The following is a 15,678-nucleotide window of genomic DNA, read 5'->3' on the forward strand; positions in this document are numbered from 1 at the left end:
CGGGGTCAGCCGGCAGGGTCGAACCGCAGGATACCCGCGCGCCGTGCGACGCCACCATGGTCGTTGGGGTGATGGACGCCATCCAGCACCGGCACGGCGGGGAAATCGAAAGGGCTGACGCCGTCCAGGCAGGCTATGTTGACGCCATATTCCTCCTGGTTCGACCGGCGTTGATGGTGGGTGTAGATGCCGCACACCGAACAGAAATAATGCTGCGCAGCGCCGGTGTTGAACCGGTAAACGGACAGGCGGTCGGCTCCCTGCAATATGTCCAGCCCGCCCAGCCGCGCCGACACGGCGATTGCCCCGCGCATCCGGCAGTAGGAACAGGTGCAGCGCCGCGCCGACGCGAACCCCTCGCTCAGGGTCACCCTGAAGCGCACCGCTCCGCAATGGCAGCCGCCTTCATGCTCTGACTGTTCCCCGCCCATTCCAAGTCTCCCTACGGCTGTGCCACCTCGAACATGTCGTCCACGCTTGCCTCGCCCGGCCGTTCGTCGCGCTCGGTCGCCTGGCGGGCCCACATGGTCGCGTAAAGGCCGTCCGCCCGGACCAGGTCGGCATGACGACCGCGCTCGACGATACGTCCCTGGTCCAGCACGATGATCTCGTCCGCATCGACCACGGTCGAAAGGCGATGGGCCACCACCAGCGTGGTGCGCTGGCGGCTCAGGTCGCGCAGCACGGTCTGGATCTCCGTTTCGGTACGGCTGTCCAGCGCGCTGGTCGCTTCGTCCAGAACCAGCACCGGCGGGTCCTTCAGCAAGGTGCGGGCAATGGCGACGCGCTGCTTCTCGCCGCCGGACAGCTTGAGGCCACGCTCGCCCACCCGCGTGTCATAGCCCTGCGGCAGACCCATGATGAAATCGTGGATCTGCGCGGCCTTCGCCGCAGCCTCGATCGCGTCCTGCGGCGCGCCTTCCCGGCCATAGGCGATATTATAGCCGATGGTATCGTTGAACAGGACCATATCCTGCGGGACGATGCCGATGGCCGCGCGCAGCGATGGCTGCGTCACGCGGGCAATGTCCTGCCCGTCGATGGTCACCGCGCCCGCCTGAATGTCGTAGAAGCGGAACAATATCCGCGCGATGGTGGATTTCCCCGCGCCCGAAGGGCCGACAATGGCCAGCGTCCGTCCAGCCGGAACGGTGAAGCTGACGCCGTGCAATATCTCCCGTTCCGGGTCGTAGCCGAAGCGGACCTGATCGAACCGCACCGTGCCGCCCGCGACGCGCAGCGCTGGCGCGCCGGGCGCGTCGGCGACTTCCGCGGGCGTATCGATCAGCCGGTACATCGCTTCCATGTCGATCAACCCTTGCCGGATGGTGCGATAGACCATGCCCAGCAGGTCGAGCGGACGGAAGAGCTGCGAGAGCAACGTATTGACCAGCACGACGTCGCCGGTCGTGAACTGCCCCCGGCTCCAGCCCCAGACGGTATAGGCCATGGCGCCCGCCATCATGAGATTGGTGATCAAGGACTGGCCGATATTAAGCCAGGCGAGGCTGTTCTCGCTCTTGATCGCCGCCTGCGCGTACCGGCGCATGGCCGTGCCGTAGCGCCGCGCCTCGCGCTCTTCCGCGCCGAAATATTTGACCGTCTCGAAATTCAGCAGGCTGTCGACGGCATGGGCGACGGCATTGGTGTCCATGTCCACCATGTCGCGGCGCAACTGGTTGCGCCATTCGGTTACGGTGCGGGTGAACCAGATATAGAGCGCGACCATCGCCAGCGTAGCGCCCACCAGTCCCGGCCCGAACTTCACCAGGAAGATGGCGCATACGGCAACAAGTTCCAGGATGGTCGGCGCGATGTTGAACAGCAGGAAATAGAGCATCGTGTCGATGCTCTTCGTGCCGCGTTCCACGATCTTGGTGACCGCACCGGTACGCCGGTCGAGATGAAAGCGCAGCGAGAGCCGGTGGAGATGGACGAACACGTCATCCGACAGGCGCCGCCCCGCTTCCTGTCCTACCTTCTCGAAGACGGCGTTGCGCAGATTGTCGAACAGCACGCCGCCGAAGCGGGCCCCTGCATAGGCGGCAACCAGCGCCATGGCGAGCCCGGCTGCGGGCTCCAGCCCCGGCGCCATGCGGTCAATCGCGCCCTTGTAGGCAAAGGGCATGAGCAAGGTCACCGCCTTTGCCAGCGCGACGAAGATCATGGCCAGGACGACCCTGCGCTGGAGGACAGGCGCATCGGAGGGCCAAAGATAGGGCAGGAAGCGTCGCAGGGTCGCCCAGACGGGCGGCAGCGGTGCTGCGGTGGGCTGGTCGGGCGGCATCGCCTCCAATGTAGGCCTTGCGCCTCGTTAATCCAATGGCGTCGTGGAACGCGACAAATACCTCTGACCCCGGGGAATCCCCGGGCTCGACAATGCGTGATCCTGTCCGCGGTAACAGCGGCATCGTGGCGGTGGACCAATCCGTCATCTGCGCGCCGAGGAAGCGAAGAGCGAGCCGCCGATCAGTCGCGACGGTCGCCCCCGCATCCATCGGCGACACCCGCGTCCGCTTCATCCTGTTTTTTATATCGGACCATAAATCAGCCTTTGGCGCGCACATGCGCGCTATTCAAGGCGGCTTACAAGAAGGTAGGCGGTTTACTTCTTTTGATTGCCCGCAAAAGCAGCTGTCAAGCCAAGGCCAATGTAGACGAAACCGCTAGCTGTTTAGTCCGCCGCCTTGGATGTCTGCTTCTGCCAAAAACCTGCTAATGGCATAGCCTCGATGGGCAGCGGGAAGCCTGTTCAGTCTATATTATGTGCCAATGCCACGAGGGGTAGGGGGGGCATGCCTGACCTCGACGACGACGGCGGCCAACGGTCAGTTCTGCGGTACATGCCCGCCAGCCCAGCGACGGATTGGGGCTGCACAAGCGGGGCGTGACGCAGCCTGTTACAGGCCGGAAAACCTAGAACGTATCGCCAGGAATACGTACCCAGCCTTCCATGAGGATACGGGCACTCCGGCTCATGATGGCCTTGGTCACCGACCAATGGCCATCTTCCTGGCGCGCTTCTGCGCCGACCCGCAAAGTCCCGGAGGGATGCCCAAACCGCACCGCCTGACGTTCGCCGCCGCCTGCCGCCAGATTGACGAGCGTACCGGGAACCGCCGCCGCCGTGGCAATGGCGACGGATGCGGTGCCCATCATCGCATGGTGCAGCTTGCCCATGGACAGTGCGCGAACGAGCAGATCGATATCCTCGGCGGTGATCGTCTTGCCGCTCGAGGACGTGTAGCTGGTGGCGGGCGCGACGAAGGCAATACACGGAGCGCGCAGGCTTTTCGCGGCATCTTCGGGCGCCTTGAACAGACCCATCTTAAGCCCGCCGGCGATGCGCAAGGCCTCGAACCGCTGCAGGGCGGCCTGATCGCCATTGATCGCCTCTCGCAGCTCGGTGCCAGCATAGCCGATGTCTGCCGCGTTGACGAAAACGGCGGGGATGCCCGCGTTTATAAGCGTCGCCTTGATCTTGCCGCCTGGAACCACGTCTTCCGGCACGTCGAGTTCATCGATGAGGTTGCCGGTCGGGAACATGGAGCCGCCCTCGTCGCCGTCCTCAGCCGGGTCGAGAAATTCAAGGACGATTTCGGCGGCGGGAAAGGTCACGCCATCCAGTTCGAAATCGCCGGTTTCCTGAACAGCGCCGTCCGTCACCGGGACATGCGTGATGATCGTCTTGCCAATATTGGCCTGCCAGATGCGAACCGTGACGATACCCTGTTCGGCCCGCGCCGGATCGACATAGCCGGCGTGGATGGCAAAGGCTCCCGCAGCGGTCGAAAGATTGCCGCAATTGCTCGACCAATCGACGAAGCCGGTATCGATCGCGATCTGGCCGTAGAGATAGTCGACATCATGACCGGGCTGCGTGCTGGGCGAGACAATGACGCATTTGCTGGTGCTCGAAGTTGCGCCGCCCATACCGTCGATATGCGCGGCATAGGGATCGGGGCTGCCGATCACCCGCTGGAACAGCTTGTCGCGTGCGATGCCGGGGGCCCGCGTCGGCTCGGGCATGTCTTCGAGGCGGAAGAAGACACCCTTGCTCGTCCCACCCCGCATATAAGTGGCGGGGATGCGGATTTGCGGCAGGCCAGACTTAATAGGCGACATCACGCAACGCCTTTTTCGGAAGCCAGGAAATCCTTGGCGAAGCGCTGGAGAACCCCGCCGGCCTCGTAGATCGAGACCTCCTCGGCGGTGTCGAGGCGGCACCTGACGGCTGTGCTGATTTTCTGGCCGTCGCGGCGGTGGATGATCAGGTTGAGCGTCGCGCCCGGTTGGCGCTCACCCAGCACGTCGAAAGTCTCGGTCCCATCCAGGCCCAGGGTCAGGCGCGTGGTGCCCGGTTCGAACTCGAGCGGCAGCACGCCCATGCCGATGAGGTTGGTCCGGTGGATGCGCTCGAACCCTTCCGCCACGATCGCCTCGACCCCCGCGAGGCGCACGCCCTTCGCCGCCCAGTCACGCGACGATCCTTGACCATAATCGGCGCCGGCGATGATGATCAGCGGCTGCCGGCGGTCGAGATAGGTCTCGATCGCCTCCCACATGCGCATGACCTTGCCGTCGGGTTCGACGCGCGCGAGCGAACCTCTCTTCACCGCGCCGTCGACCACGGCCATCTCATTGATAAGCTGTGGATTGGCGAAGGTCGCGCGCATGGCGGTGAGATGATCACCGCGGTGCGTGGCGTAGCTGTTATAATCCTCTTCCGGCACGCCCATTTTCGTGAGGTACTCGCCCGCTGCCGAGCTGGCGAGGATGGCGTTCGACGGGGAGAGGTGGTCGGTCGTGATGTTGTCCGGCAGGATAGCGAGTGGACGCATGCCCTTGAGGCTGCGCGGATTGGCGGCGAGCGCGCCCACGCCCTCGGTGTCCCAATAGGGCGGGCGGCGAATGTAGGTCGATTGCGGTCGCCAGTCGTAAAGGGGATCGGCCTTGCCGGTGTCGCGGGAGGCGAACATCGGTTCGTAGATTTCCCGGAACTGCTCCGGTTTCACGGACGCTGCGACGATCGCGTCGATCTCTTCATCGCTCGGCCACAGGTCCTTGAGACGGATCTCCCTGCCATTGACGAGCCCCAACACATCCTGCTCGATGTCAAAACGCACCGTGCCCGCGATCGCATAGGCGACCACCAGCGGCGGCGAGGCGAGGAAGGCCTGCTTCGCATAGGGGTGGATGCGACCGTCGAAATTGCGGTTCCCCGACAGGACGGCGGTGGCGTAGAGGTCGCGCTCGATGATCTCGTCCTGAATCGCTGGATCGAGAGCGCCGGACATGCCGTTGCAGGTCGTACAGGCATAGGCGACGATGCCGAAGCCGAGCTTCTCCAGCTCTGGCAGCAGCTTCGAATCCTTCAGGTAAAGCCGCGCCACCTTCGAGCCGGGCGCGAAGCTGGTCTTCACCCAGGGCTTGCGGACGAGGCCCAGCGCGTTCGCTTTCTTGGCGAGCAGGCCGGCGGCGACGACATTGCGCGGGTTTGACGTGTTGGTGCAACTCGTGATCGCAGCGATGATGACCGCGCCGTCGGGCAGCAGGCCCTGCTTTTCCTCAGCGACCGCCTTGTCGAGATTGACGGCGATCTCGCGCTCCGCGAGCGCAGAGGTCGGCAGGCGCTTATGCGGGTTGGACGGGCCGGCCATGTTGCGCACGACGCTCGACAGGTCGAACTCCAGAACGCGCTCATATTCGGCAGTCTTGAGCGCATCGGCCCAGAGCCCGGTGTGCTTCGCGTAGGTCTCGACCAGCGCGACCTGTTCCGGCTCACGCCCTGTGAGGCGCAGATAGTCGATGGTTTGGCTGTCGATATAGAACATGGCGGCGGTCGCGCCATATTCCGGGCACATGTTCGAGATGGTCGCGCGGTCGCCAATGGTGAGGCTGTCCGCACCCTCTCCGAAGAACTCGACCCAGGCGCCGACCACACGTGCCTTGCGCAGGAACTCAGTGATGCCGAGAACGATGTCGGTCGCGGTGATGCCGGGCTGGCGCTGGCCGGTCAGTTTTACGCCGACGATGTCGGGCAACCGCATCATCGAAGCGCGGCCGAGCATGACGGTCTCGGCCTCCAGCCCTCCGACGCCGATCGCGATAACGCCGAGCGCGTCGACGTGCGGCGTGTGGCTATCGGTGCCAACGCAGGTGTCCGGGAAGGCGACACCGTCGCGGACCTGCACAACGGGCGACATCTTCTCCAGATTGATCTGGTGCATGATCCCGTTGCCCGGCGGGATAACGTCCACATTCTCGAACGCCTTCTTGGTCCACTCGATGAAGTGAAAGCGATCTTCGTTGCGGCGATCCTCCACCGCGCGGTTCTTCTCGAACGCTTGCCGATCGAAGCCGCCAAATTCGACGGCCAGGCTATGGTCTACGATGAGCTGGGTTGGAACAACGGGGTTCACCTTGGCTGGATCGCCGCCTTCATCGGCTATGGCGTCGCGCAGGCCCGCGAGATCGACGAGTGCCGTTTGCCCCAGAATGTCATGACAAACGACGCGCGCAGGATACCAAGGGAAATCGAGCGTGCGCTTGCTTTCTGCAATTTGCCCCAGCGCTTCGGGCAACAGCGCCGTATCGCAGCGCCTGACGAGCTGCTCGGCAAGAACCCGCGACACATAGGGGAGCTTGTCGTAAGCACCAGGTCGGATGGCATCGATCGCTGCGCGCGCATCGAAATAGGTGAGGTCGGTGCCGGGAAGCGGCTGGCAAAAAGCATCATTCATCGGCGCAAATCTCTACAGGGCAATTTTTCAGAGTCGAAAATCCTTACCCGCACGCGCGAGGGAGCCGACACCTCTGAAAAGGCGAAGATTTGCGAAGGAAAAGCTGCAAATCGGCGAACTTTGCAAATTTCCCGGACGTTCTACGCTTGCTGGCGATAGGGCTTGGGTTTGCCGTGCTCGTCGACCGAAACCATTTCAAACTGGCCCTTCACCGCTTGGCTGCGATGACCGGTCGAAAGGGTTTCGCTGATCATCTCAACCTCGACGGTCATCGAGGAACGCCCGTCCCGCGTTATATAGGCGTGCAATTCTACGAGCTGGCCGACCGAGACGGGATGGTGAAACGCGATTTGTTCGGATCGCGCCATGACTACGGCGGCGCGCGCGTGACGGCTTGCCGCGATGAAGGCAGCCTTGCCCATGAGGCTCAGCGCCGTGCCTCCAAAGAGCGTGCCATAGTGATTGGCCTGCTCGGGAAAGACCATTTCGCACAATCGCGTCTCCGACGCGGCGGGATGTGTTTCCAACTCTGTCATTTTCAGGGCTCCCTCGACAAGAGCGCTTGAAATCACAGCCCCTGGTCGATGACCATGGCTGAATTGGCGAACCCTGTTGAGGGCGATTCAGCGAAGTCGCGAAGATTGCGAAATCCTACGCCGCCTGTGATGTGACGGCGCTAAACTGTTGGTCGGCGTAGCGCCGCGCCAGTACCGCGCAGACCATGAGCTGGATCTGGTGAAAGAACATGAGCGGAAGGATGATGGCGCCCACCTGCGACGTGGCGAACAGGACGCCCGCCATGGGAACGCCAGAGGCGAGGCTCTTCTTGGACCCGCAGAACTGAAGGACCATCCGGTCTTCTCAATTGAAGCCCAGCCAGCGCCCAAGAAAGTGGCTGAAGGAAAGGACGACCGTCAACAGCAGGCCTGACAAAAGCGCTATTACGAGCAGATAGGCCAAGCAATGATCGAACTTGGACACCAGGATCAGGACTTTGACGGGCTGACCGGCTGGCACCAGCTTCCAGTCCATGGCAAATTCATCATCGAGTTTTGCAACCCCGTCTGCCATCACCGATCGTTCGCAATCGCTTTCGAAGACGGTGCTGAGGAAGAAGCGCCCTGTTTCCCTGTCTTCAAACTGGCGCGATTCCACAATATTGCCGCCATGCTCAAAATGAGACCGCTGACATGATGAACAATGCCGGGACGGTCCGGGCAATTGATCACCAGCGTGTACGATCGAGGCATTCAGCGTTCTCCGGAAAGGGAAGCGGCCAGCCTACGTCGCGATCCATCCTGTCCTTTCACAACAAGGCTGGATCACGACGTGCTGACATTGATCGAAACGGATGGGGTTCAGGGCTTGTCGCCAAACGCCAGCGACGTCTCCAACAGCGCCTCAGGCAGCGAGTTCTTGTCGGACGATTTCCGCGCCTGCGCCCAGAGCATCGAGCTTGCCCCTCGCCACACGACGGGACAGTGGCGCCATGCCGCAGTTGGTGCTGGGGTAGAGCTTGTCGGCATCCACGAATTGCAGTGCCTTCCTGAGGGTGTCGGCCACTTCTTCCGGCGTCTCGACGGTATCCGTCGCCACGTCGATGGCACCGATCATCACCTTTTTGCCCCTGATGAGTGCGATGAGATCCATCGGAACATGGGAATGATGGCATTCCAGCGAGATGATATCGATCCTGGACTTCTGCAGATTGGGGAAGGTTTCCTCATACTGCCGCCATTCCGATCCCAGAGTCTTCTTCCAGTCGGTATTGGCCTTGATGCCATAGCCATAGCAGATGTGGACCGCCGTTTCGCACTTTAGCCCCTCGGCCGCCTTCTCCAGAGTAGCGATTCCCCAGTCGTTTGCCTCGTCAAAGAAGACATTGAACGCCGGCTCGTCAAACTGGATGATGTCGACGCCCGCGGCCTCCAACTCCCTCGCTTCCTGATTGAGGATCTTGGCGAACTCCCATGCCAGCTTTTCGCGGCTTTTATAGTGGGCGTCGTAGAGCGTATCGATCATCGTCATGGGGCCAGGCAGCGTCCATTTGATCGGCTGATCGGTTTGTGCTCGCAGAAACTTCGCGTCCTCGACGAAAACCGGATTGGGACGGGAGACAGCGCCAACGACCGTCGGCACGCTTGCATCATAGCGATTGCGGATTCTGACGGTTTCGCGCTTTTCAAAATCGACGCCGCTGAGATGCTCGACAAACGTCGTGACGAAGTGCTGGCGCGTCTGCTCGCCGTCGCCGACGATGGTGATGCCCGCCTGCCGCTGATCTTCCACGGCCAGGCGCAAGGCATCCTGCTTGCCCCCAACCAGTTCCTCGCCCTCCAGCTTCCAGGGCGACCAAAGTATCTCAGGCTGGGCAAGCCAGGACGGCTTTGGCAAGCTGCCAGCGGTGGACGTGGGCAACAATATTTTCATGGATTGGTGACCTTATATTCTCGAATGATCAAAGGGCGAAGGCGGCGGACCATTGCTCAAGCACGGCCCAATGGGGCTTGATGAAGCACTCCTCGGCGAACTTCCCCTGTTCGACAGCCAGCCTGCTCCGTTCCTCCCGGTCATAGACAATGCGGGTGAGCGAATAGTCCTGATACTTCAAGCTGGGCTGATAATGCTCAGCCGCCGCGGAATTGGCGTTGTAAATCTCGGGTCGATAGATTTTCTGGAAGGTCTCCATCACGCTGATCGTGCTGACCAGCTCAAGACTGGTGTAGTCGCCGAGCAGTTCGCCGATATGATAGAAAGCATAGGGTGCCACACTGTTCGGCGGCATGAAGTAGCGAACCTTCATGCCCATCTTTGCGAAATATTCATCAGTCATGGAGAATTTGTCGTTGCGATATTCAATCCCTAAAATGGGGTGCTCGTTTGGGGTCCGGTGATAGACCTCCTTGCTTGACACGCTCAGGCAGATGACTGGCAGCTTGCTGAAATTGTCGCGATAGGCGCGCGAATTCAGGAAATGCTTGAACAGCTTTCCATGCAGGTCACCAAAATCGTTCGGAGCGCCCGCATCGGGGTGGCTCTTCATATACGCCGGCAGAACGACGCTAAAATCATAGTCTCGCACATAAGAGGAGAAATTGTTGCCCACCATGCCGGTGATGCGTTCGCCCGTTTTGCTATCGATAATCGTCGTCTGAAGGATTTCGATCAGAGGGAAGACAGTGTCGCTGTCGTCTGAATCGATGCGCATTTCGGCGGTAATGATCTCAAGCTCGACCGCATATCGGTCGCCTTTGGGGTTGTCCCAATGCGCCAGGGAGTTGAATCGATTGTCGATCATCCGCAACGTATTGCGCAAATTCTCCCGGCGGCTCTCCCCCCTCGCCAAGTTGGCAAAGTTGGTCGTGATGCGCGTATTCTCGGCAGGACGATAATTCTCGTCGAAAGCGATACGGCTGATGCTGAACTCAAAGTCTTGGTGCGCCATGGCGTCATATCCTAATTTCACGCTAGTCACAGGCATGCGAGGTCTCCTTCGGGCCAGCGCGTCGACCGGTCCGTCATGGTTCTGGAATTGTGTGGGATTGGGGCGCGCGCCGCGTCAGCCGAAGATCAGCACGGCACGCAGGCGCATTCGTCGCAAGAGGACGGAGCGAAACAGGACTGAAGACATCGACCGATCACCTGCTTTGCCGGGCGGTAGGGTCGTAGGAAGAGCGCGCTGGACGTAGAAGGCCCGGATGACGATATGCCACGAGCCTGCTTCAAGCGCGATCCACCGGAGGAACCCCCGTCCGAGGAACATTATGCCGTCGAAGGCAGGTCTCCTGGCTTGCGGGTCATCGCAATGGCTCCGGCCTTCCCGAGCCTCGTGCAAAAGCTCAGTGACACAAAATGGAGCCACCACTCGCCGCTTACAGTTGCGGGGGCAGCGCCGGACTCTGCTCGAAGGGCACCACCGGCTTCCCGTCTTAGCCCCGCCGTCATGCCTGAAGCGGGGAACCTCGACAGGCTCCTTCAACAGCATCGGGAGGCTGCTGTCAAGCGACATATAAAGATTTCTTTATATGCTTCTTCTGAGGTGAGTCCTGAGCGCTCTATTTTCGGTTGGAAATGGAGCGCCTTTCAGTTCGATAGGATCAGGCCCCAACCTAGAGGCGGTGGCGATCTCCTGGTCAGGCCTCGGCCATTCGGTCGGCTTCACGCCAGCGATCCAGCATTGCGTGATCGGCAAGAATGCGCTCGGCCGCCAAAACCGAGTAGGTGGGGATGGCGTTCGGAGCGTTCAGCCATTTGAGATGGATTAGGGGCCTTGTCATCACCGTCTCAACAATCATGTAGCTTGCGAATCAGGCTGCGGGATAAGGGGCCAAGGTGCTTCGGTTCTCGTCTACCGCCACCGCCCGCCCAATTGCAGGGAAGGCGCGTTGCGGGCACGCTGGACGTTCACAGACCTTGCAGCCAGCTCCGATCGGCGTCGCCGCTGTTGGATCGTCCAAATCCAGTCCCCGCGAATAGATAAGCCGCGAGGCGTGACGAATGTCGCAGCCCAGTCCGACCGCAAATGTCTTGCCCGGCACGTCGAAGCCTGCGTTGCCACTGCTAACCGTTCGCGCAATCCAAAGGTAGGTGCGGCCATCGGGCATTTGCGCGATCTGGCGAAGCACCCGACCGGGCTGCGTGAAGGCCTCGTAGACCTTCCACAGTGGGCAGCTTCCGCCGACACGGGAGAAATGGAAATCGGTTGCCGATTGTCGTTTGGAGATATTGCCGGCACGATCGACCCGCACAAAGAAGAAGGGGATGCCGCGAGCATCGGCCCGTTGGAGCGTCGAGAGCCGATGGCAGATCGTTTCGAAGCCGACCCCGAACCGGCGCCCGAGCTTTTCGATATCATAGGCCTCGGCCTCGGCGGTGGCGAGGAAGTCACCATAGGGGAGGATGAGTGCTCCCGCGAAATAGTTGGCCAGACCCACTCTGGCCAGTCTCCGCGCTTCGTCGCCAGACAACAGACTGCTATCGGCCAACTGGTCGATGACGCTACCCAGTTCCAGAAATGCCAGTTGGGTCGCCATCTGGAAGGCCTGTTGGCCCTGATGCAGGTGGGCGGAGATGTGCAATGTCCGAGTCGCGGGATCATAGCGGCGCTGAGCCGTATCGCTCTCACCCCAGACAATCTGAACATCGTGACGGTCCTTCAGCCACGCAACGAGTCCAGGGTGGACCGAGTGCGGCGCAAGGCCGGCCTCTCGATATATCCGCTCAGCTGCCTCATCTAGAGGCTCGACATGATTGTGCCGCGCATAGAAAAAGTCCCGGACTTGCTCGAAGGCCATGCGTGCCGGACCGCCGCTGATCCAGTCGTCTCCCAACTGGGCAGCCATCGCTTCGCTGCGCTCGGCGGCCTCCCGATAACGGCGATGCAGGGATATGAGCGTCCTGCCCACCGCGGGCATGTTCGTCGCCAGCTCGCGGATTTCTGCGACCGAGATCGCCTCCGCGCTATCGGACAGCGCGTCACGCAGTTCGGTGATGAGTCGCGCTTCCTCATCCTCTGAAAAGAGCTGGACGTCGACGCCAAAGACCGAGTTGATCTTGAGCAGAACCGGGACGGTCAACGGCCGCTGGTTTTGTTCGAGCTGATTGAGATAGCTCGACGAGATGCCGAGCGCATTGGCCAGGTCGACCTGCTTGAGCTTCCGTTCCTCGCGCAGCCGCCGCAGCCGCACTCCCATAAAGGCTTTCCGCATGTTCCTGCCCAATCTTCGCAAACTTCGCTGATTTGCAGCTTTTCGTCCACAAATCTTCGCACATTCAGCCATTTCTAGCGTAGCAGATATTGCGGATGTTGCGAAGCAGTGAAGAATCCTACGGCAAGGCAGCAATGATGAAGCGTATTCGGCGACTGCGGGCCTCGACGATATCCGCGACCGGCGCGGCCTCGCGTTCCAGTCCATCGAAGAAGGGCGGATTGGCGACATAGGTCGAGGCGGTCGGCCAGTCATAGGTATCGCCTTCCTTCACCTCGAGCGCCTTCCAGCGATCGTCGCCCTCATAGACATTGGCATAGCGGCTCGCGAACATCTCGGCGTCAATGGCCGAGGCGAGGCTGTCACTGCCTATCGCTGTCATCGGATGTCTTTCTCTGGTTTGTGCGGCGAGCGTCGGCCTCCCCGACGCTCGCGAGCGCGGAAAGGCCGACGGTCACCGGTCATTGACAGAATGTCGTCTCAGGTCTGGGGAATGCCTTCCGGCACGATCGTCTTCACGATCGAGGCATCGAGTTCCTCGAAAGCGTGGAGACCGATGGTGTCGTACAGCTCCTGGCGGGTCTGCATGCGCTCGACCTGGTTGTGCGTTCCGCCGTCGCGCTTGATGGCGGCATAGAGTTCGGCCTGCGCCTTGTTGGCGACACGCAGGGACGAGACGGGCCAGATCACCATCTTGTAACCCATCTGCTCGAACTCGGTCGCCGTGTAGAACGGCGTTTTGCCGAACTCCGTCATGTTGGCGAGGAGCGGCACGCCGGGCATGTCTTGCGCGAACTTCTCGAACATATCGCGCGTGATCAACGCTTCTGGGAAGATCGCATCGGCTCCCGCCTCGACATACAGCTTCGCGCGCGCAACTGCGGCATCATAGCCCTCGACCGCAGCCGCATCGGTGCGCGCGACGATGACAATGTCACGGCTCGCCCTCTTGGCTGCCGCCACCTTGGCCGCCATGTCATGCGGCGGAACAAGGTTCTTGCCGTTCAGATGGCCGCATTTCTTGGGCAGGATCTGATCTTCAAGATGCACGGCTCCCGCGCCCGCATCTTCGAAGGTGCGGACCATGTGCATGACGTTGAGTGCCTCGCCATAGCCGGTGTCGCCATCGACCAGGAGCGGCAGGCCGGAGGCGCGCACGATCTGGCGGATAAAGAAGGCGACTTCGTCCACAGTGATGATGCCGAGGTCGGGCAGGCCCATCGATGCGGTCATCGCCGCACCCGAAAGGTACAGTCCCTCAAACCCCGCCTGCTTTCCCTGGATCGCTGCCTGGCCGTTATGCGCGCCGGGAAGCTGATAGATGCCCGGACGGGCGAGCGCTTCGCGGAAACGCTGACCGGCGCTGGTGTTGGGAAGTTCGTCTGCAATCAGATAGGGCATGATGCCTCCTTAAGCGTGCGCTTCGCTACGTTCGGCGAGCGGCACGAATTCGAGATTTTCCGGGCCAGTATAATTGGCCGAGGGCCGGATGATCTTGTTGTCGACCCGCTGCTCGATCACATGCGCCGCCCAGCCGCTGGTGCGCGCGATCACGAAGAGCGGCGTGAACATCGCCGTCGGCACGCCCATGAGGTTGTAGGACACCGCCGAGAACCAGTCGAGGTTCGGGAACATGGTCTTGGCGTCCCACATCACGCTCTCGATCCGCTCCGCCACCGCGAACTGGCGCTGCGCACCGGCTTCGTCGGCCAGGCTCTTGGCAACACGCTTGATAACGACATTGCGCGGATCGGAGATGGTGTAGACCGGATGGCCGAAGCCGATCACGACCTCCTTGGCCTCGACACGGCGACGGATGTCGGCTTCCGCCTCGTCAGGCGTCGCGTAGCGCTTCTGGATCTCATAGGCGACCTCGTTCGCGCCGCCATGCTTGGGACCGCGCAGCGCGCCGATGGCGCCGGCGATCGCCGAATACATGTCCGAACCGGTGCCGGCGATCACCCGCGCGGCAAAGGTCGAGGCGTTGAATTCATGCTCGGCATAGAGGATCAGCGAGGTGTGCATGGCACGCACCCAGCTTGCTGACGGTGCCTTGCCATGGAGGAGGTGGAGGAAATGGCCGCCAATGCTGTCGTCGTCGGTCTCCACCTCGATGCGGCGGCCATGATGGGCGTAGTGATACCAGTAGAGCAGGACCGAACCGAGTGACGCCATGAGCCGATCGGCGATATCGCGCGCGTCGGACAAGTTGTGGTCGTGCGTCTCCGGCAGGACGCAACCGAGGGCGGAAACGCCCGAGCGCATCACATCCATCGGATGGGCGGCCGCCGGGATCGCCTCCAGCGCGCTCTTCACCGAATGCGGCAGGCCGCGCAGGCCCTTTAGCTTTGCCTTATAGGAGATGAGCTGCGACGGCGTCGGCAGTTCGCCATGCACCAGCAGATGCGCGATCTCCTCAAACTCCGCAGATTCTGCAATGTCGAGAATGTCATAGCCGCGATAATGCAGGTCGTTGCCCGACTTGCCCACGGTGCAAAGCGCGGTGTTGCCGGCTGCTACACCGGACAAGGCCACCGATTTCTTCGGCTTGAATGCTACTTCGGCCATAGATTCCTCTTGCGTCAAATAATACCGGCCGAAGCGGTGAAGCTCGGACAGTTGGTCAGTGGAAGGAAAAGGCAGCGGGCGAGCGCCGAAGGGCGAACTGCGCCATCAGGCTGACGCCGGGACGTGCGGATCGCCAGGATCGTCATGCCCGATATTCCCGCTGGCCCGTCAATGTCGTGAAGGTGAAGCGCCCAGTCGCTGCCGTCGTGCGACCGCCATCTTCCCGTGCGCCGGTCGCAAAGACTGAGACGATGATCGCCTGCTGGTCTGCGGATAGAGACCACGCCTCTATCTCGACATCGGGAGCGGAAAAGCCTTCGTTGATCTGCAGGCCGTCGCATTTCGCGAAGCGAATGGCGCCCGGCAGATGCGACGACGCTCGGTCGGCCGCAGCGGTCACCATGGCGTCCAGCAGGTCGAGGCCTTTTTCGGGTCGATTTGAAAGCATCTGCGCATTATCCGCATGCGCGAAGCGCGGAAAACGGCTGAAAAGGCGAAGATTTGCGGACGCAAATCTGCAAATCCGCGAACTTTGCGAAACAGTGCCTGTCTGAGATTGTCGTTCCGCTCCTCGCCAAATCAGATGGCTACGCAGTCCTCCTCCCCTCGGCTCGGAAACGTTGGCCGTAATTCGGGCGAACGCCGCTCTAATAGGTGCG

General features: G+C 61.5%; 13 protein-coding genes, 1 pseudogene and 1 riboswitch. All 14 genes and pseudogenes read right to left on the reverse strand.

Translation table 11 applies throughout. The features are described 5' to 3' along the window. Positions 1-5: 5 nt before the first annotated feature. The 14 genes and pseudogenes from J3E64_RS05540 to J3E64_RS05605 all read right to left on the reverse strand — a co-directional run bounded on the left by J3E64_RS05540 (position 6) and on the right by J3E64_RS05605 (position 15,467). A complete protein-coding gene (locus tag J3E64_RS05540) occupies positions 6-431 on the reverse strand; it encodes a GFA family protein (RefSeq protein ID WP_253340721.1) in 426 nt (141 codons plus the stop codon). A gap of 11 nt (positions 432-442) precedes the next feature. Beyond that, the gene (locus J3E64_RS05545) at positions 443-2,287 is read right to left on the reverse strand and encodes an ABC transporter ATP-binding protein/permease (protein ID WP_253340723.1); all 1,845 of its coding nucleotides are present in this window, start codon (positions 2,285-2,287) and stop codon (positions 443-445) included. Between the two features lie 629 nt (positions 2,288-2,916). Continuing rightward, positions 2,917-4,125: a 2-methylaconitate cis-trans isomerase PrpF gene (prpF, locus tag J3E64_RS05550; protein ID WP_253340725.1), complete on the reverse strand. Its 1,209-nt coding sequence runs from the start codon at positions 4,123-4,125 to the stop codon at positions 2,917-2,919. Next, positions 4,125-6,743 (reverse strand): Fe/S-dependent 2-methylisocitrate dehydratase AcnD, encoded by a 2,619-nt coding sequence (gene acnD / locus J3E64_RS05555; protein WP_253340727.1) that lies wholly within the window; start codon positions 6,741-6,743, stop codon positions 4,125-4,127. The genes prpF and acnD overlap by 1 nt, the downstream gene beginning before the upstream one ends. A 140-nt stretch (positions 6,744-6,883) precedes the next feature. After that, complete coding sequence (locus J3E64_RS05560) at positions 6,884-7,279, reverse strand: acyl-CoA thioesterase (protein WP_253340729.1); 396 nt, start codon at positions 7,277-7,279, stop codon at positions 6,884-6,886. Positions 7,280-7,394: 115 nt separating this feature from the next. Next, positions 7,395-7,694 (reverse strand): annotated as a pseudogene (locus tag J3E64_RS05565) (bile acid:sodium symporter); the annotation flags it as partial. A 450-nt stretch (positions 7,695-8,144) separates the two neighbouring features. Further along, entirely contained in the window at positions 8,145-9,173 is a 1,029-nt protein-coding gene (locus J3E64_RS05570) for a methionine synthase (RefSeq protein ID WP_253340737.1), read from the reverse strand. A gap of 28 nt (positions 9,174-9,201) precedes the next feature. Continuing rightward, the gene (locus J3E64_RS05575; RefSeq protein ID WP_253341015.1) at positions 9,202-10,188 is read right to left on the reverse strand and encodes a DUF1852 domain-containing protein; all 987 of its coding nucleotides are present in this window, start codon (positions 10,186-10,188) and stop codon (positions 9,202-9,204) included. A 312-nt stretch (positions 10,189-10,500) separates the two neighbouring features. Beyond that, positions 10,501-10,723, reverse strand: a riboswitch (cobalamin riboswitch). Positions 10,724-10,876: 153 nt separating this feature from the next. Further along, positions 10,877-11,020, reverse strand: coding sequence for a hypothetical protein (locus J3E64_RS05580; RefSeq protein ID WP_253340739.1), 144 nt, complete (start codon positions 11,018-11,020; stop codon positions 10,877-10,879). A 30-nt stretch (positions 11,021-11,050) separates the two neighbouring features. Further along, complete coding sequence (locus J3E64_RS05585) at positions 11,051-12,451, reverse strand: short-chain fatty acyl-CoA regulator family protein (protein WP_253340748.1); 1,401 nt, start codon at positions 12,449-12,451, stop codon at positions 11,051-11,053. Between the two features lie 118 nt (positions 12,452-12,569). Beyond that, positions 12,570-12,833 carry a hypothetical protein gene (locus tag J3E64_RS05590; RefSeq protein WP_253340750.1) on the reverse strand — a complete coding sequence of 88 codons (264 nt, stop codon included), beginning with the start codon at positions 12,831-12,833 and terminating at the stop codon, positions 12,570-12,572. A gap of 98 nt (positions 12,834-12,931) precedes the next feature. Continuing rightward, on the reverse strand, positions 12,932-13,852 hold the full coding sequence (gene prpB, locus J3E64_RS05595; RefSeq protein ID WP_253340752.1) for a methylisocitrate lyase: 921 nt from the start codon (positions 13,850-13,852) through the stop codon (positions 12,932-12,934). A 9-nt stretch (positions 13,853-13,861) separates the two neighbouring features. Then, complete coding sequence (gene prpC, locus J3E64_RS05600) at positions 13,862-15,019, reverse strand: 2-methylcitrate synthase (RefSeq protein ID WP_253340754.1); 1,158 nt, start codon at positions 15,017-15,019, stop codon at positions 13,862-13,864. Positions 15,020-15,161: 142 nt separating this feature from the next. Beyond that, complete coding sequence (locus J3E64_RS05605) at positions 15,162-15,467, reverse strand: hypothetical protein (protein WP_253340756.1); 306 nt, start codon at positions 15,465-15,467, stop codon at positions 15,162-15,164. Between the last annotated feature and the right edge of the window lie 211 nt (positions 15,468-15,678).

The organism is Sphingobium sp. OAS761, assembly GCF_024168485.1.
Taxonomy (GTDB): domain Bacteria; phylum Pseudomonadota; class Alphaproteobacteria; order Sphingomonadales; family Sphingomonadaceae; genus Sphingobium.

Bases quoted from the DNA above. Each gene is read 5' to 3' on its own strand.
- J3E64_RS05540 (WP_253340721.1), bottom strand. From the start codon at position 431: ATGGGCGGGGAACAGTCAGAGCATGAAGGCGGCTGCCATTGCGGAGCG.
- J3E64_RS05545 (WP_253340723.1), bottom strand. From the start codon at position 2,287: ATGCCGCCCGACCAGCCCACCGCAGCACCGCTGCCGCCCGTCTGGGCG.
- prpF (WP_253340725.1), bottom strand. From the start codon at position 4,125: ATGTCGCCTATTAAGTCTGGCCTGCCGCAAATCCGCATCCCCGCCACT.
- acnD (WP_253340727.1), bottom strand. From the start codon at position 6,743: ATGAATGATGCTTTTTGCCAGCCGCTTCCCGGCACCGACCTCACCTAT.
- J3E64_RS05560 (WP_253340729.1), bottom strand. From the start codon at position 7,279: ATGACAGAGTTGGAAACACATCCCGCCGCGTCGGAGACGCGATTGTGC.
- J3E64_RS05570 (WP_253340737.1), bottom strand. From the start codon at position 9,173: ATGAAAATATTGTTGCCCACGTCCACCGCTGGCAGCTTGCCAAAGCCG.
- J3E64_RS05575 (WP_253341015.1), bottom strand. From the start codon at position 10,188: ATGGCGCACCAAGACTTTGAGTTCAGCATCAGCCGTATCGCTTTCGAC.
- J3E64_RS05580 (WP_253340739.1), bottom strand. From the start codon at position 11,020: ATGACAAGGCCCCTAATCCATCTCAAATGGCTGAACGCTCCGAACGCC.
- J3E64_RS05585 (WP_253340748.1), bottom strand. From the start codon at position 12,451: ATGCGGAAAGCCTTTATGGGAGTGCGGCTGCGGCGGCTGCGCGAGGAA.
- J3E64_RS05590 (WP_253340750.1), bottom strand. From the start codon at position 12,833: ATGACAGCGATAGGCAGTGACAGCCTCGCCTCGGCCATTGACGCCGAG.
- prpB (WP_253340752.1), bottom strand. From the start codon at position 13,852: ATGCCCTATCTGATTGCAGACGAACTTCCCAACACCAGCGCCGGTCAG.
- prpC (WP_253340754.1), bottom strand. From the start codon at position 15,019: ATGGCCGAAGTAGCATTCAAGCCGAAGAAATCGGTGGCCTTGTCCGGT.
- J3E64_RS05605 (WP_253340756.1), bottom strand. From the start codon at position 15,467: ATGCTTTCAAATCGACCCGAAAAAGGCCTCGACCTGCTGGACGCCATG.